This window comes from Sphingomonas montana (genome assembly GCF_001956315.1).
Lineage (GTDB): Bacteria > Pseudomonadota > Alphaproteobacteria > Sphingomonadales > Sphingomonadaceae > Sphingomonas_R > Sphingomonas_R montana.
This window is the reverse complement of the sequence record NZ_MOLY01000033.1, coordinates 91,112-107,560: the sequence shown is the minus strand read 5'-3', so window position 1 is coordinate 107,560 and position 16,449 is coordinate 91,112. Positions and strand designations below refer to the sequence as shown.

At 68.1% G+C, this 16,449-nt stretch carries 16 protein-coding genes and 1 tRNA gene; 8 read left to right on the top strand and 9 right to left on the bottom strand.

Features of this window, described 5'->3' with window-relative positions; all coding sequences use genetic code 11:
- Positions 1-493: 493 nt before the first annotated feature.
- Positions 494-1,891 (top strand): UdgX family uracil-DNA binding protein, encoded by a 1,398-nt coding sequence (locus tag BKY59_RS09575; RefSeq protein WP_076071025.1) that lies wholly within the window; start codon positions 494-496, stop codon positions 1,889-1,891.
- Here the strand turns inward: BKY59_RS09575 and BKY59_RS09570 are convergent.
- The 5 genes from BKY59_RS09570 to BKY59_RS09550 form a co-directional block, all read right to left on the bottom strand.
- Positions 1,848-3,398, bottom strand: a complete 1,551-nt coding sequence (locus BKY59_RS09570; RefSeq protein WP_083672031.1) for a hypothetical protein — start codon at positions 3,396-3,398, stop codon at positions 1,848-1,850. The two genes, BKY59_RS09575 and BKY59_RS09570, sit on opposite strands and share 44 nt — an antisense overlap.
- A gap of 51 nt (positions 3,399-3,449) precedes the next feature.
- Positions 3,450-4,268, bottom strand: a complete 819-nt coding sequence (locus BKY59_RS09565) for an aldo/keto reductase (RefSeq protein WP_076070971.1) — start codon at positions 4,266-4,268, stop codon at positions 3,450-3,452.
- Positions 4,269-4,523: 255 nt separating this feature from the next.
- Positions 4,524-5,294, bottom strand: a complete 771-nt coding sequence (locus tag BKY59_RS09560) for a thioredoxin domain-containing protein (protein ID WP_165374829.1) — start codon at positions 5,292-5,294, stop codon at positions 4,524-4,526.
- Between the two features lie 29 nt (positions 5,295-5,323).
- Positions 5,324-6,028, bottom strand: coding sequence for a thioredoxin domain-containing protein (locus BKY59_RS09555; RefSeq protein ID WP_083672030.1), 705 nt, complete (start codon positions 6,026-6,028; stop codon positions 5,324-5,326).
- A gap of 2 nt (positions 6,029-6,030) precedes the next feature.
- A complete protein-coding gene (locus BKY59_RS09550; RefSeq protein WP_420822090.1) occupies positions 6,031-6,630 on the bottom strand; it encodes a DUF721 domain-containing protein in 600 nt (199 codons plus the stop codon).
- Between the two features lie 62 nt (positions 6,631-6,692).
- Here BKY59_RS09550 and BKY59_RS09545 point away from each other — a divergent pair, with 62 nt between their 5' ends.
- Together BKY59_RS09545 and nudC are read left to right on the top strand one after the other, a co-directional pair.
- Positions 6,693-7,799 carry an A/G-specific adenine glycosylase gene (locus BKY59_RS09545; RefSeq protein WP_076071020.1) on the top strand — a complete coding sequence of 369 codons (1,107 nt, stop codon included), beginning with the start codon at positions 6,693-6,695 and terminating at the stop codon, positions 7,797-7,799.
- Positions 7,800-7,836: 37 nt separating this feature from the next.
- A complete protein-coding gene (gene nudC / locus BKY59_RS09540; protein WP_076070968.1) occupies positions 7,837-8,712 on the top strand; it encodes an NAD(+) diphosphatase in 876 nt (291 codons plus the stop codon).
- A gap of 49 nt (positions 8,713-8,761) precedes the next feature.
- On the opposite strand, the gene BKY59_RS09535 is transcribed toward nudC, so the two are convergent.
- The gene (locus BKY59_RS09535; protein WP_076070967.1) at positions 8,762-9,688 is read right to left on the bottom strand and encodes a prephenate dehydratase; all 927 of its coding nucleotides are present in this window, start codon (positions 9,686-9,688) and stop codon (positions 8,762-8,764) included.
- Positions 9,689-9,826: 138 nt separating this feature from the next.
- Between BKY59_RS09535 and BKY59_RS09530 the strand changes: the two genes are divergently transcribed.
- Complete coding sequence (locus BKY59_RS09530; protein ID WP_076070965.1) at positions 9,827-10,528, top strand: c-type cytochrome; 702 nt, start codon at positions 9,827-9,829, stop codon at positions 10,526-10,528.
- A gap of 182 nt (positions 10,529-10,710) precedes the next feature.
- Here the strand turns inward: BKY59_RS09530 and BKY59_RS09525 are convergent, their stop codons facing one another.
- On the bottom strand, positions 10,711-11,355 hold the full coding sequence (locus tag BKY59_RS09525; protein ID WP_076070963.1) for a DUF1345 domain-containing protein: 645 nt from the start codon (positions 11,353-11,355) through the stop codon (positions 10,711-10,713).
- 105 nt (positions 11,356-11,460) lie between these two features.
- Here BKY59_RS09525 and purS point away from each other — a divergent pair, with 105 nt between their 5' ends.
- The 4 genes from purS (at position 11,461) to BKY59_RS09505 (ending at position 14,632) form a co-directional block, all read left to right on the top strand.
- Positions 11,461-11,691, top strand: a complete 231-nt coding sequence (gene purS / locus BKY59_RS09520) for a phosphoribosylformylglycinamidine synthase subunit PurS (RefSeq protein WP_076070962.1) — start codon at positions 11,461-11,463, stop codon at positions 11,689-11,691.
- 4 nt (positions 11,692-11,695) lie between these two features.
- Positions 11,696-12,355, top strand: coding sequence for a phosphoribosylformylglycinamidine synthase subunit PurQ (gene purQ, locus BKY59_RS09515; protein WP_076070960.1), 660 nt, complete (start codon positions 11,696-11,698; stop codon positions 12,353-12,355).
- Positions 12,356-12,493: 138 nt separating this feature from the next.
- Entirely contained in the window at positions 12,494-14,473 is a 1,980-nt protein-coding gene (locus BKY59_RS09510) for a DUF4394 domain-containing protein (RefSeq protein ID WP_076070958.1), read from the top strand.
- A gap of 82 nt (positions 14,474-14,555) precedes the next feature.
- A tRNA-Arg gene (locus tag BKY59_RS09505) sits at positions 14,556-14,632 on the top strand.
- 298 nt (positions 14,633-14,930) lie between these two features.
- Here BKY59_RS09505 and BKY59_RS09500 read toward each other — a convergent pair.
- Both BKY59_RS09500 and BKY59_RS18110 read right to left on the bottom strand, forming a co-directional pair.
- Positions 14,931-15,977 carry a GGDEF domain-containing protein gene (locus BKY59_RS09500; RefSeq protein WP_129586326.1) on the bottom strand — a complete coding sequence of 349 codons (1,047 nt, stop codon included), beginning with the start codon at positions 15,975-15,977 and terminating at the stop codon, positions 14,931-14,933.
- Positions 15,931-16,029, bottom strand: coding sequence for a hypothetical protein (locus BKY59_RS18110; RefSeq protein ID WP_240500049.1), 99 nt, complete (start codon positions 16,027-16,029; stop codon positions 15,931-15,933). The genes BKY59_RS09500 and BKY59_RS18110 overlap by 47 nt, the downstream gene beginning before the upstream one ends.
- Positions 16,030-16,449 lie beyond the last annotated feature (420 nt).

The window sequence follows — 16,449 nt, the reverse complement described above, 5'->3', positions numbered from 1 at the left end:
CATCGGAACCCGAACTTCACCATTTCCCTCATCTTTTCCACCCAGCCCCCGACATGGCAGTTCCGCGTCCCTAGCCGGGGTCCCCATGCCCGAATCGCACATCTTTCCTACCGCACGCTCGCGCGGTGCCGCACCGGCCGCAGCACGGGACTATGCCGCCGGCCAGCCGCCCGCGCGTGGAAATCCACGGCGGCTGGAACCCTGTCGCACGATGCGGAATGCTTCAGCGTGCGCGCCGGTGTCATCACCTGCGTCGCCAGCCCGAACCCGCGCGGACCAATAACGACGGCATCCGGCCGGCTGCCGGGTTCGGGCCATATTAGCCAGCGTCCAACTGAACGGCGACTATCCCCGAACGTGGGTCGGACGGATCGCTGTTCCGGTCCGACTTCAGCATCGATCGGCATCGGTTCTCCGCGGGATCGGCATCCGCTTCCGACGCTTGCCGGCCGGGTCGCGGCAACCCGCGGCGCTTTCGTGCGTCTTGGTCGTCATGCGTGTCGCGACCCTGTCTGCCGAGGATGATTTCGACGGCTGGCGTGCGGCCGCCCGCACGCTCGCCCTGGCGCAGGTGCCGCCGCACGACGTCGTCTGGCAGGTCGGCGAACGCCCGGCCGACCTGTTCGGGGACGAGGCATCGCCCGATGCCGCCCGCGGCGCCTTTTCCGTACCCCGCCCGTTCGTCGATCTCGCCCGCACCGCGCTCTGCCACCGCGATCCCGAACGGTTCGCGCTGCTCTACACGCTGCTCGTCCGGCTCCGCGCGCAGCCGCGACTGCTGGACGACCAGGCCGATCCACTCGTCCAGCGCATCGAACATATGGCCAAGGACGTCCGGCGCGACATGCACAAGATGCGCGCCTTCGTCCGCTTCCGCGAACTGCCGGTCGATGGCGGTGAAACGCGCTACGTCGCATGGTTCGAACCGGACAATCATATCGTCCGGATCAATGCGGACTTCTTCGCACGCCGCTTCGCAACCATGCATTGGTCGATCCTGACGCCCGAACTCTCGGTTCATTGGGACGGCGAAGCGCTCGCCTTCGCCCCCGGCGCGCGCAAGACCGACGCGCCCGACGGCGATCCGCTGGAGGAAATGTGGAAGACCTATTACGCCGCGATCTTCAATCCCGCCCGCGTGAAGGTGGGCGCGATGACTAAGGAAATGCCGCGTAAATATTGGAAGAACATGCCCGAAACCGCACTGATCCCCGATCTGCTGGCCGGCGCACAAAAGAGGGAGAGCGGCATGATCGAAACCGCGCATGCCGACATCGGCGACAATGCCGGGGCCGCCTGGGACGCGCTGCGCGGGGAGGCGGCCGGTTGCACGCGGTGCCCGCTCTATGGCCCGGCGACGCAGACCGTATTCGGCGAAGGGCCGGTCGACGCCCGCCTGATGTTCGTCGGCGAACAGCCCGGCGATCAGGAGGATCTGGCAGGGCGTCCCTTCGTCGGCCCCGCCGGCCAGGTCTTCGACCGCGCCATCGACGCCGCCGGGATCGACCGGACGCAGGTCTACGTCACCAATGCGGTCAAGCACTTCAAGTTCGAACAGCGCGGACGCAGGCGGATCCACGCCAAGCCCGGCGCGCCCGAAATCGACGCCTGCCGCTGGTGGATCGAACAGGAACGCGTCCTCGTCCGCCCCGCCGTCACCGTCGCGCTGGGGGCCACCGCCGCCCGTTCGCTGCTCGGCAAGGTCGTCACCATCTCCGGCTCGCGCGGACGGGCGATCACGTTGGCCGACGGCGGCGAGGCGTGGGTCACCGTCCACCCCAGCTACCTCCTCCGCCTGCCCGACAAGGTGCAGGCGGAGGAGGAATATCAGCGCTTCGTCGAGGACCTCAGGGTCGCGCAGGCCCGCGTGGCGGCGGCGGCAGACGCCTGACCCGGTACAGCGCACCCACCGGGCTCGCCCATAGCGGCGTGAGGTCCGCGACCACCGGCCGGTCCGCCGATGCCACGCCGATCAGCCAGACATGGTCGAACAACGCGCGGGGAAAGCGGGCCAGCCGGTCGTCCAGCAACGGTTCGGCCCGCGCGCAACCGCCCACGCGCACCACCTGCGATGGCGACCGCGTCCAGTCCGCCGGCCAGTTGCCGCGCACGCGCAGCGGCTGCGCACCGGGATCGGCGAACTGATCGTTGACGAATGCGCCGCGCCGGACCAGCGCCAGGCTGCCGACATGGTCGATCCGCGGCGGCCCCCATCCCCGCACGCAGGGCAGCGCGACAAGCACCAGCACGCGCGCACCGCGCGGTATATGCGGGATCGCCGCCGTCTGTTCCGTGATCGCCCGGTCCTGGATCGCAAGGCTCGCGGTCGCGGCCCCGATCCGGACCAGGCAGAACGCGCATGCCGCCACCGCCAGCCCATGCTGCATCCAGCGCGGCGTGCCGACGCGCGGCGCCAGCGCCAGCACGCTCAGCGCGACCAGGAACGGCGCCAGCCGCATGTCCGCGTAGAACGACCCGATCAATACCTTGGGCAGCAGCAGATAGGCCGCCGCCAGCGCACCCGCCCCCACCAGCAACGCCCGGTCGAACCGCAGCACACGGACCGCACCCAGCAGCATCAGCCCCGCCAGCAGCGCGGCCGACGCGCCGTCCAGCATCACCCACCGGTCGCGCAACACGCTTTCCAGCCAGCCACGCTTCGACTGCCAGTCGAAGAACAGCGCGGTCTCCGCAGCCGGCCCGACCGATCGCCAGATCAGCATGAGCAGCACCGGCGGCATAACCGGCAGGCACGCGACCGCCGCCCGCATGGCCGCCACCGGCCACCCCTGCCCCGCTCGCCGATACCGCACCAGTTCGGCCATGCCGCACAGCAGGCACAGCACCGCCCAGCCAAAGACATGCGCGACCCAGATCACTGGCGCGATCAGCACGAACAGCACGCCACGCAGCCGCCAGCGCCCCGCCTGCGCCAGCCGCAACCACAGCGAGAACGCGACCAACGCCAGCGCCATCGCCATCGCGAAGTTCACGAACCCGAACTGAAACGGGTATCCATAGGCCAGCGGCAGCGCGAACGCCGCGGTAGGCGGCACCCGTCCGTGCGCCGCCCGCGCGACCAGTATGAAGCCCAGCCCGGTCAGCACCGGTATCGCGGTCACCACCGCCTTCACCGCCGGTTCCAGCCCGATTGCGCGGGCCAGCGGCAGCACCGCCAGATCGACGCCAAGATTGCCGATCGGCCTCCAGTCGATCGCGTACCACACCGCCAGCGGCGATGCCGGCCCTTCCAGCATGATCCGGTATCGACCCATATGCGCCGGCAGGTCGTTCAGCGGCGGCACGGTGGGCCACAGCAACGGCACAGCCAGCAGCAGGATTAGCGGCAGCAGGACCCGCCACCGATCCCACCATGCCCGTTCTTCGATCTCCGTCATGTGCCCCCACATCGTTCACCGGGGGGGGCATAGAGCGCGGCAGTGCGTCTGTCAGGCCATCGACATGGGGTCCGGTCCGATTCTGCCGTCCCGCCGGTCCAGCGCGGCGATCGCACGCTCGTCGTCGGCATCCAGCGCAAAATCGAAGATCGCGATATTCTCCGCCAGCCGCGCCGGACTGGTCGATTTCGGGATCACCACCAGTCCCGCCTCGATGTGCCAGCGCAGCACGATCTGCGCGGGCGTCCGGCCATGCTTTTGCGCGATCGCCGCGATCGCGGGGTCGTCCAGCGCGGCCCCCTGCCCCAGCGGACTCCAGCTCGTCGTCACGATCCGGTTCTCGTCATGGAACGCGCGCAGTTCGACCTGCTGGAAACTGGGATGCAGCTCGATCTGGTTCACCGCCGGCACGACACCCGTATCGTGGATGATCCGTTCCAGATGATCCATGGTGAAGTTCGACACGCCGATCGACTTCACGCGCCCCTCCTGCTGCAACCGGACCAGCGCCTTCCACGATTCGACGAACAGATCCTGTTCCACGAACGGCCAGTGCAGCAGATACAGGTCGACCCAGTCCAGCCCGAGCCGATCGAAGCTCTTCTCGAACCCCTTAAGCGCGGCGTCATATCCGAAATCGTCGCGCCACAGCTTCGACGTGACGAAGATCGTCTCGTCCCGCGCCCGCACGCCCGCGCCGGTGCCTTCCTCATTGCCATAGATCGTCGCGGTATCGACCGCGCGGTATCCCGCGTCGATCGCGGCCTGCACCACGCCAGCGGTCTCGTCCGCCGGTATCTGGTACACGCCGAGGCCGATCTGCGGCATCGACCGGCCGTCGTTCAGGGTAAGGCTGGGCTGGTCGGTCATCGCGGGCACTCCTATGGGGTTGCGGCATGAACGCCCGGCCACGGGAATGGGATGCACCGCCATACGAGGGCCTCGGCCGTGCAAGGTCAGGCACGGACGGAGGAAAGCACCGCCCCCTCCCCCGCCATAGTCATCCCAGCGGACGCTGGGATCCATTATCACTACGGTTTGGACCAAGCCCCTCCGGCGGAGTGATAAAGGATCCTGACTTCCGTCAGGATGACAGTCACGACCGCGCTACTCTGCGCGCGCCGCTTAAGCCCCCACCGCCTTCGTCAACACCGGCTTCAGCGCCGCCCAGTCCGCCACGTTCGGCACCGGCTTGTTCGCGATCAGGAACGTTGGCGTGCCCTGCAGTTCATACTCGCTGGTCGCGCGCGCACTCATTTTGCCCAGTTCCTCGACCGCCGCCTTGTCGGTCAGGCATGCGGTCGCCTGCGCTTCCGGCACGCCGCGTACCCGGAAGAAGTCGATCAGGCCCAGCTTCTTGCCCCATGCCAGAAACTGCGTCTCGGGCGGCATCGCCTGCAGCTGCGCCTGTTCCGCCTCGGTCATGCCCTTCACCGCGTCGAACAGCATCATCTGGTTGGCGAACATCTGCTCGCTCAGCTGGAAATAGGGTTCGGCCCCGCGGCACCGGGTCAGCAGCGCGGCCGGCACGTCCAGCACGTTCAGCATGTAGTTGCGGAATTCGTAGCTGACCTTGCCCGGCGCGATGAACTGCGCCTTCAGTTCGGGCAGGCCTTCCTTCTCGAACACCGCGCAATGCGAACAGCTCAGCGCGCCATATTCGACCAGCTTCACCGGGGCGTCCGGATTGCCCATCCGGAACCCGCCGTCCGCGGTCTTGGTCACCGCCTGCGTCCAGTCGCCACCCGCCGGGGCCGCGGCGGTGGGGGCCGCCGTGCCGGGCGCGGTCGCGGCGGCGGTCGCGTTGCCGCCGTCCGCGGCGGTATCGGCCTTGCCGCAGGCGGCCAGCGCCAGCGCGGAAAGCCCCAGGGCAAGAAGGGTACGGGTCATCATCATTCCGGTCTCCGAACGGTAGGATAAGGGGATCAGCGCAGCGCGGCGGCCAGTTTCGGCTGCAACGTCGCCCAGTTGGACGTGTCGGGCAGCAGCGCACCGTTCATCAGAAACGTCGGTGTACCCGGAATCTGCCGCTTGCCGAACGCTTCGTCGACCATTGCGGTGACGACCGCGGTCTGCCGGCGGTCGGTCAGGCACGCCGGAACGCGCGCCGGGGGCACACCCGGCACCGCCCGGTCGAACCCGGCGGCACGCGCCATCGCGATCAAGGCCGCGGCCCCCTGGTCGGCCGGCGGCGCTGCGTTCGCATTCAGATAGGCCTGCGCCTTGGGCAACCACACCGCCTGTGTCGTCAGGATACGCTCGCTCGCCGGGAAATAGCCCGCCGGCCCCGCACAACGGCTGAGCAGCACGCCGGCCAGGTCGAACCCGTCGCGCACCGCATTGCGCACCTCCAGGCTCACCAGCCCGCGCGCGATATAGTCGCGCTTCAGCACCGGCATCCCCTCCGCCGCGAACGCTGCGCAATGCGAACAGGTCAGCGACAGATATTCGACCAGCTTCACCTTGGCCCGCGGATTGCCCATCACATAGCTGCCGGCCGGCGTGGTCGCGATCGTCCGGGTCCAGTCGGTCGCGCGTTTCGCCGGTGCGGCCTGCCCGCCGACCGATGCCAGCGCCAGTATTGCCGTCGTGGCTGCCGCGATCCCGATCCGCATCCTGTCCATCGCCATCCTCACCGCACCTTGCCCATCAACGGAATATCCAACACCGGCGGCCCCGTCGTCGTCGCCAGCGCACCGGCCAGCCCGGCCAGGCAGGCGCGCAGTTCCGGGTCCGCGATCGCGCGCAGGCTGTCGCCGACCTCCGCCGATACGGGCACCGCGGGCCGGATCGGCACGGGCTTCGCGCGCGCCACCGCCGCCCCCTGCCGGATCGCGATCCGCGCCACCGCCGGATATCCGAAGAACCGGTTCACGCGCTCCACGATGGCGGGTGCCACATGCTGCATCATCACCGCATGCGCACCCTCCACGAACAGGGTCAGCACGCCTTCGGATCGCGCGCCTTGCGGGAAGCGGATCGATTCGGGGCTGGATACGCCGGCATAACGTTCGCCGACGATCTCGGGCCAACGCGTCACGACGGACGATTGCACGAACCCGAACCGGCGGAACGCCGCGCGCCCCACGTCGGGCAGCATGTCCGCCACCGCACGCGCGGCCCCACCCCGCTTGCGCTCGGGTATCGCGCCTGGTTTGCCCGCGCCTGCCTTCGGGATCGCTGACTTGACCGCCTTCGGTTTCGGCGCAGCTCTGGTCTTCGGTTCCGTCATCCCCCGCTCCATGCCATAGCGGCCCCATGCCCGTCGATATGCCCGTCGCCCTGCCTGTCGATATGTCCGTCGACCATCCTCCCGATCAGCCCGCCGACGGTACGCCGAACGTCGCCGCCGCGCTGCTCGCCTGGTACGATGTCCATCACCGCAGCCTGCCGTGGCGCGCACCGCCGGGCGCGCCCGCGCCCGATCCGTACCGCGTCTGGCTGTCGGAGGTGATGCTGCAACAGACCACGGTCGCCGCGGTCCGCGCGGCCTATCTGCGGTTCACCGCGCGCTGGCCCACGGTGGCGGACCTGGCGGCGGCGGCCGATGCGGACCTGATGGCCGCCTGGGCGGGGCTCGGCTATTATGCCCGCGCGCGCAACCTGCTCGCCTGCGCCCGCGCGGTCGTCGCCGATCATGGCGGCCGCTTTCCCGATACGGAGGCGGGGTTGCGCGCGCTGCCCGGCCTCGGCGCCTACACCGCCGCCGCCGTCGCCGCGATCGCGTTCGGCAGGCGCGCGGTGGTGGTGGATGCCAATGTCGAACGTGTCGTCACCCGCCTGTTCGCCATCGAAACCCCGCTACCCGCCGCCCGCCCCGCAATCCGCGTCGCAGCCGACCGGCTGACCCCGCCCATCCGCGCCGGCGATTTCGCGCAGGCGATGATGGACCTGGGCGCGACGATCTGCACCGCCCGCCGCCCGGCCTGCGCCGTCTGCCCGCTGCGGCCCGCCTGCGCCGCCGTCCGCACTGCCGATCCCGCCCGTTTTCCCGTAAAGGCCGCCAAGGCGGTCCGCCCCGAACGGCAGGGTGCCGTCTGGTGGATCGAACGAGACGACGCCGTCCTGCTCGTCCGCCGCCCGCCGACCGGGCTGCTCGGCGGCATGCGCGCACTGCCCACCGGCGCATGGATCGATGCCGCGCCCGCCGATCTGCCCGCCAGTCCGCCCGCCGATCCCCCGCCGGTCCAGGCCGACTGGACCGCGCTGCCCGGCACCGTCACCCATGTGTTCACCCATTTCCGGCTTACGCTCACCGTCTTCCGCGCGGTCGTGATCCGCGATATCGCGGCCGAACTGGACGGCATGTGGTGGCCGCGCGCGGACCTCGACCGTGCCGGCCTGCCCACGCTGTTCGCCAAAGCCGCCGCCCTGGCCCTGGAGTCGCCGCAATGCCCCTGATGCTTCCCGCCCGCGCTGTCGCGTTACCGGTCATGGCATGATCCCCGGCTTCACCGGCTCCCCGCTCGACCGCGTCGATGCCTGGCGCCAGGATCCGGCCGCCGTGGCAGATGCGATGGCCTCCCCCCGCGCGCGCCTGCTGCGGCTGAACGGGCTCGATCCGGCACCGGGCGCGGACGGCCTGCTCGACTGGACCAGCCTTGCCGAAGCGGATCCAGACCATGATCTGGCGCTGCTGGGGCTGATCGACGGCGAACCGCGGTTCGTGGCGCTCACCCCTGCCGTCGCCCCCGCCGCCCGGCGCAGCGCGGCGCTCACCGTCATGCTGGATCACCTGCCCGCGTCGGAAGCCGCGACCTTTGCCGTCGCGCGCAGCCTGGTCGACTGGCACGCCCGGCACCGGTTCTGCGCGCGATGCGGCACGCCGACCGCCATGTTCCGGGCCGGCTGGGGCCGCCGTTGCCCGACCTGCCGCGCCGAACATTTCCCACGCACCGATCCGGTCGTCATCATGCTCGCCGAACATGCCGGGCGCGTGCTCGTCGGTCGCCAGCGCAGCTTTCCCGCCGGCCGCTATTCCGCGCTGGCCGGCTTCGTGGAGGTTGGCGAATCGATCGAGGAAGCCGTCGCGCGCGAACTGGCGGAGGAAGCCGGCGTCACCGCCACCGGCGTCCGCTACCTGGTCAGCCAGCCATGGCCCTTCCCCTCGCAACTGATGATCGCCTGCATCGCGCCGGTCGCCGGCGACACGCTGCGGCTGGACGACAATGAACTGGAAGACGCATTCTGGGCCACGCGCGACGACATCCGCGCCGCACTGGCCACCGACCCGGCCGCCCGCTTCATCGCCCCCCCGCCCTACGCCATCGCCCATACGCTCTTCGCACTATGGCTGGCAGAACAGGGAAGCTGACCCTTCCCCTGTTATCCTGACGTCCGTCAGGATGATGGGGAGCACCAACCTAAACCCCCCGCGCCCGCGCCTGCGGGTAAGTCCCCAGCACGCGCATCCATTTGGTGTGGAACGCCAGTTCCTCCAGCGCGCGACCCAGCGCCGGGTCGTCCGGCCGCCCGTCCACGTCGCAATAAAATTCGGTCGCGGCGAAACTGCCCCCGCGCTGGTAGCTTTCCAGCTTGGTCATGTTGATGCCGTTCGTCGCGAACCCGCCCATCGCCTTGTACAGCGCGGCCGGCACGTTGCGGACTTCGAACACCAGGGTCGTCATGCACGCGCCGCTCAGGTCCGCATCCGCCGGGGCCGCGCGCGCCAGCACCACGAACCGCGTCATATTATGGTCGGCATCCTCCAGCCCGCGGGCGATCACGTCCAGCCCGTACAGCGCCGCCGCCATCTCCGGCGCGATCGCTGCCTGAACCTCCGCTGCCGCGTTGCCCGGCGCATCGGTCGCGACCGCCGCCACCAGCGCCGCCGCCCCCGCCGTGTCGGGATAGCTGACCGGTCTTATGCCGCGCGTGCGCAGCCAGTCGCGGCACTGGCCCAGCGCCTGCGGATGGCTCACCGCCGCGCGCACGTCGGCAACCTCCACCCCCGGCCGCGCCATCAGGCTGTACCGGATCGGCATGAAATGCTCGCCCGTGATGACCAGCCCGGATTCGGGCAGCAGAAAATGGATGTCCGCCACCCGGCCGTGCAGCGAATTCTCGATCGGGATCATCGCACAGTCGGCACGCCCCTCGCGCACCGCATCGATCGCATCCTCGAACGCGAAACAGGGCAGCGGCAGGCCGCCGGGAAACGCCGTCATCGCCGCGATATGCGAATTGGCGCCGGGCGCGCCCTGGAACGCGACCGCGCGGTGTGGTTCGGCGGCGGCGTCCGCGGTCATCGCGGCAACGCGGGCGCGGGCGGGGGCGGGATAGTTTTCCATGGGCGTCCCCGCGCTTACGGTCGATGCCGGCGGGCGGCAAGCATGCTTGCGATGCGCGCATTCGCCACTTAAAGGTCGGAGGAAGGGCCGGCCCGGTCGCACCGGGCAACGAGGCTGCGCAGGGGAGTTTCACACGGCATGGACGATCGCGGCAATACCATCGCGGGCTGGGTGCTCTTCGGGGGCATCGCCGCCCTTGGCCTGTCGATCGTGACCGGTGAATATTTTCACGCCGAACGCCCGGAAAAGATGGGCTATGTCGTCGAAGGGGTGGAGGCCGAGGAAGGTGCCGGCCCCGCCGTCGCCGAAAAGCCGATCGAATTCTACCTGGCGTCCGCCAGCCCGGAAAAAGGCGCGGAAGTTTTCAAGAAATGCGCCGCCTGCCACACCGATGCGAAGGGCGGGGCCAACGGCGTCGGCCCCAATCTGTACGGTACGGTCGGCGCGGCGCACGGCCATGTCGCGGGCTTCCCCTATTCCGACGCGTTGAAGGGGAAGCCCGGCGCGTGGGACTGGGCCAATCTCAACGCTTGGCTCACCAGTCCCAAGGCCTATGCCCCCGGCACGAAGATGACCTTCGCCGGCCTCAGCAAGCCGGAAGACCGCGCCAACGTCATCGCCTATCTGAACAGCACCAGCGACAGCCCGTTGCCGATGCCCGCCGCCCCCGCCGAGGCCCCTGCGGCCGCACCCGCCGCGGGCACGTCCGCCGCACCCAGCACGCCCGAAGGCGGCGCATCGACCGTCCAGACCGAGGCGCAGGCCGCCAAGAGCCCCAAGGGGAACATCGCCGGCGAAGCCGCCCCCGCCACCTCCGGCACCAGCGCGCAGGAGAAGTAGGGCCGAGGGTCGGGATGCGCCCCGACCCAAAACCCAACGTCATCCCGGACTTGTTCCGGGATCCCGCTTCTTCTCTCCCGCGGGCGAGCCGATGGACGGCGTCCCATCCAAGCCTCGCCCCAAAAAAAGCGGGATCCCGGATCACGTCCGGGATGACGAAACGGGGTTAGGCAGCGCGTCCCCTACCCACCCCCCAACACGTTGATCGTGAACGCCACCACGCCCAGATTGAACAGGAACGCCGCCAGCGAATGGAACAGCACCACCCGCCGCATCGCCCGCGCGCGGACCTCCACGTCGGACGTCTGGAACGTCATTCCCAGCGTGCAGGCGAAGTACAGAAAATCCCCGTAATCCGGCTCTTCCGTATCCGGAAAGCGCAGTCCCTGCCGGTCGCGCCCCTCCGCATCCGGCAGGTAGAACAGATGCGCATAATGCAGCGCGAACACCAGGTTGCTGAATGCCCAGACCAGCACCAGCGTGGCCAGGATCAGCCATATGGCCCCGCGATCCGGCGCGCCCTGCTGCGCCAGTTCCGCCGCGACCGATATCAGCACGACCAGCATGACGCCCAGCGTGATCGCCAGCAAGGCCGTCCGGTTCGCGTCGTTCGCCTGCGCCGCGCGCCGCATCCCGTCCGCCCGCCGCGCGAACAGCGAGACGGTCGACAGCAGGAATACGCCTCCGGCCACGTCGAATCCCGCCATCGCGCCCAGCCGCCAGCCAAACGACAGGCTCGCGACCGGCACCGCGATCAGCGCCAGCACGCCGAACAAAACGAATCGCGGCGGCGCCACCGTCCGCCCCACCCATTCGGTTCTACCCATCCGTCCACTTCCCCATCCGCCCATCGGCGCCGATCTTGCGCCAAGCATCTTGCCCCGATCCGCGCACACCGGCATAGAACCCGCGAAATCGCCCGAAGGCAGGCCATGAAAACCCGTATCCACGTCACGCTCAAGACCGGCGTCCTCGATCCGCAGGGACGCGCCATCGCACATGCACTCGAAGGGCTCGGTTTCGCCGGCGTCAGCGACGTGCGCGTGGGCAAGCTGATCGAACTAGATCTGGCCGACGGCACCAGCGATGCGGACATCGACGCGATGTGCCGCAAGCTGCTCGCCAACACGGTGATCGAAAATTACCGGATCGAGCGGGCCTGACGCCATGAAGACCGCCGTCATCGTCTTCCCCGGTTCCAACTGCGATCGCGATCTTGCGGTCGCGTTGCGCGACGTCACCGGCACGGCCCCCATCATGGTCTGGCACCGCGATACCGAACTGCCGGACGGAATCGACCTCGTCGGTGTACCGGGCGGCTTTTCCTATGGCGACTATCTGCGTTCCGGCGCGATGGCGGCGCGTAGCCCGATCATGCGGGCGGTTGCGGCGGCGGCCGACCGCGGCGTGGGCGTCCTCGGCGTCTGCAACGGCTTCCAGGTTTTGACCGAGGCCGGCCTGCTGCCGGGCGCGCTCATGCGCAACGCCGGGCTGGGCTTCGTCTGTCGCGATGTCGCGTTGACCGTGGGCAATGCCGAAAGTCCCTTCCTGCGCGCCTATGCCGCCGGCGAAACCATCACGGTGCCGGTCGCGCATCATGACGGAAACTACGCCGCCGATGCCGAAACGCTCGATCGGATCGAAGGCGAGGGGCGCGTCGCCTTCCGCTACGCCGATACGGTCAACGGCTCGGCCCGCGCGATCGCCGGGATCGTCAACGAGGCCGGCAACGTGCTGGGCATGATGCCGCATCCGGAACGTAGCGTCGAACCCGCGCATGGCGGACAGGACGGCCGCCGGCTGTTCGAAGGCTATCTCAACCGCTGAGGCCTGCGCGCAACTGGTGCAAGACGGCAACAGTTGCGAATTAATACCTCTCGACCGGCTCCTCTGCATCATTGGCGCATTCGCTCCCGTAACTCACCGGATCGCGGAATGATCGAGAGTATTAGGGAGGCGAAAATCATGCAGACGAACCTTAAACGGGCCATCTTGTTCGGGGCGGGCACCCTTATGGCCGGCACTGCATCGGCCCAGTCGGTCCAGACCCTGCGCAGCGGCACCAACGCCCTCGTCTCGGTCAACGCCGCCACCCCCGGCACCATCGCGCGCACCACCGCGATCACCGGCATCGCCGCTGGACGCACGCTGCAGGGTTTCGACTATCGCCCCGCCAGCCCGCGCCTGCTGTACGCGCTCGATAATGTCGGCCAGCTCTATTCGATCAACGGCCGCACCGGCACCGCCGCCGCGGTCGGCGCGCCGATCGCCGCTGCCGCCAACGCCACCGGCGCCGCTGCCGGGCTGGATTTCAACCCGACCGTCGATCGGATCCGCTACGTCAACGGCAACCGCACCGATCTGCGTCTGAACCAGACCAACGGCACGCTCGCGGCGACGGACGGCACGCTGACCTACGCCGCGGGCGATGCCCGCTTCGGCACCGCTCCCGTGCTTGCCGGCGCCGCCTATACCAACAACGTCGCCGGCGCGACCACCACGACGCTGTACGTCCTCGACACCTCCGGCGGCACCGCGCGCCTCGCGACGCAGGGCAATGCGAGCGGCACCGTCGGTCCGAACACGGGAACGCTGTTCTCGGTCGGCACCACCACGGGCATCGCGACCAACGGCAATGTCGGCTTCGACATCGACCGTTCGGGTCAGGCCTACGCCACGCTCACCAACCCCACCACGGGCGTCACCTCGCTCTATTCGGTGAACCTGGCGACAGGCACCGCGACCGCACTCGGCGCGATCTCGGGCAACCAGACCTATAACGGCCTCGCGACCGAACTGGCGTCGTTCCAGTCGATGGGCCTGACCCAGAACCAGCAGAATGTCGGCACCGTGCTCGACAACTTCGCCACGACGCCGAACGATGGCACGCTCGGCATCTTTAACGGTATCGACGCGCAGACGGGCAATGCCGCGGCACAGTCCGCACTGCTCCAGTCGCTGACCCCCGCGGCGTTCCAGTCGCTGCCCGACATCTCCTACGGCGTTCTCGAATCGCAGGAATCGACCGTCCTGCGCTACACGCGCGATCTGCGCGGCAATGCGGTCACCGACGACGGCAGCCGCGTGACGCTCGATGAAGCCGGCAAGGTCGGCGCGTGGATCAGCGGCGGCAGCCGGTTCGGCCGGATCGATGCGGCGCAGGATCGCTACCGCGTCCAGACCGACGAATATCACTTCCTCGGCGGCGCCGATTTCCGCCTGACGCCGACCGCGGCGCTCGGCGTGTTCGGCGGCTACAGCAACACCGATGCCGATCTGGCGCGCGGCAACGCGGCCACCGGCACGTTGAAAAGCTGGTATGCGGGCGCCTACGGCACCGCCGCCGTCGGTCCGCTCTACGTCGATGCATGGGGCAGCTACACCGACCTCGACTGGAAGCTGTCCCGCAACCTGTCGTTCGGCAACTATTCCGGTTCGACCTTCGCCCGCACCAGCGGCCGCATCATCACCGGTGGTGCCGCGACCGGCCTCAGCTTCCAGATCCGGAATTTCGAGATCGAACCGTTCGCGCAGGTCCGTTACGCCGATCTGAAGATTGACGGCTTCTCCGAGACCCCCGGTGCGGCGTTCGCACTGGTGCTGCCGAACGACATGAACCGCGTGTCGATCCGTTCGAACGTCGGCGCACGCGTCGGCACCAAGTTCGAAGTCGGCGGCGCGACGGTCCGGCCGCAGGTCCGCGGCGGCTATATGTACGAGTTCCGGAACCAGCGTCGCAACATCGCGGCCAATTTCCAGCAGCCCGGCATCGGTTCGCAGTTCAACTTCGTGACCACGCCGCTGTACCAGGACTATTACAACGCCGGCGCATCGCTCAACATCTCGGGCAACGGTCCGCTCTCGCTCGTCGCCGACTATGACGTGCAGTTCGACAACCAGCGTCAGTTCCACAACTTCACGATCGGCGCGCGCCTGGCGCTCTGATCTGGCGAGGGGCGGCGGTCACGGCCGCCGCCCCTTACCACCGGGTTCCCTGGCCCGGCCTTCTAGACTATCATCGACCCGGGCGCCCGTAGCTCAGTCGGATAGAGCACTAGCCTTCTAAGCTTGTGGTCGGTGGTTCGAATCCACCCGGGCGCACCACGTTTTCTGGTAGTTCTGGCACCCCCAAATATGGGGCTGGCAATCACCCGGTAAGGACGACTTCTGATCCGGTGGTCAAGCTGCGTCCTTGATCCTGCCACCCTACACTTGCGAGGTGCAGTTCTGACGCGCCCTTGTCGCGGGCGCGGCAATCTTTCGGTTCAAGCCATCGTCACACTCGCGCTGGATTGCACAAGCGGGCTTCGCGGTCCTCGTTGCCATCCTAAGCGCTTGCTCGTCCTGGATCGCTGGATGGGGATGGCGATCTGTACCGGAGCGAGCAGGTCACGTGCCCGTTCTAACTCCCGAACACGCAGTTCCGGCCCGCTGCCTTGGCACGGTACAGGATGACGTCCGCCTTCCGTATTGCGGCGATCCTGTCTTCATAGTCGCCCTGCGCAACCGCGACGCCCGCCGAGAATGAAACCCTGCCGATCGGTTCGTTGGTTTCGCGCACCTTGAAGTCGTGGGACACAAGGTCGGCCCGCGCGCGATCGAGCACCTTGATGCCCTCATGCTCAGTACGGTCCTCCAGCACGATAAGGAACTCCTCGCCACCCCAGCGCCCTACAAGATGCGGGGCACAGGCGGCGGCAAGTACCGAACCAATCTGCATGAGGACCCGGTCGCCGACAACGTGGCCGAAGCGGTCGTTGATGGACTTGAAGTGGTCGACGTCGCAGAGACCGATGGCACAGTCCCGGCCATCGTCCGCCAGCGTCCGCAAACGACGTTCGATGCCGCGCCGGTTGGCGAGCCCTGTCAGTTGATCGCGCTCGGCGTCGCCGCGTGCAGCGTCCAGTTCCTGACGTAGCGCCTCGACCCTGTCTGCCGCTGCCTTCAGATCGTGTTCGGCGCGTCGGGATCGTTCGATCATCCGGGCAAGGATCTGCACGGTGTTGACGGTGTCTGCGCTCAACATATCCGCTTCCGCGTTCAGGTCCGCGGTGAACGCTTCCGACGCCGCGGCGGCAGAGGATGCCATGTCGCCCAGCCGCAACGTCTGGTGGCGAACCGCGTCACGCTCGGCGGCGACCATATCGGTAAGACCGCTTACCGCGTTACCATTACCGTGCAGGCAAATGATCTTGTCCGCGTCGGCTTGCCTGATCCGGATGCGCCCGTCGGTGATCGCGTTGACGGCACGCGCGATTGCAGAGTCCGGCTCGTTCAGAACGAGGTAAGCCAGCATGTAATTATGCGGAGTGGGGGGTAGGCGATGCACGACCAGAAAGGCCAGTGCCTCCGTACCGCGTTGGTGGGTTCGCGGGGCAGGTTGGTGGAGCGACATTGGACGATCAGTTGCTCGTGCGGGGATAAAGCGGTTCGCGAGCAACCCCATCATTGTCGCCGTCCATTTCGGCACCGTGCCGGGTCTCCCCACGGCAGATCGGCATAGCAACTGCTGCGCGCGCGTCCTCGCAAGCACGCCGGCAGTCGCCTGTCTGCGGTGTCCGTCGTTGCGGAACGCACGCGGCTGAAAGCGGTCTGTTCGAGAGCCGTTTTGCGACCGTTTGTCGCACAGGCCTTGCATTGGCTCGGCCGCCGATCGGGACCATGGCCGACGTGACGACCCCGGTCAGATTTATTGCGACTAATTGCTGATGCGAAGTCATATCCCGGACGTAGCGGCGGAACGTAAACGATCCGTTCTACCGCTGCCTGTTCGTTTGCTACCCTGGGATTTGATCTCATTTGCCCTGTCAAACTTCTGGCGAGCGTCAGGCTGACGACAGGCGATTCAAGCGCTCCGTATCTCAACCAAGAATGAACGGCCCGGTCACGGTTGAGCAGTGACAGGCGATCTACAAGCCGGA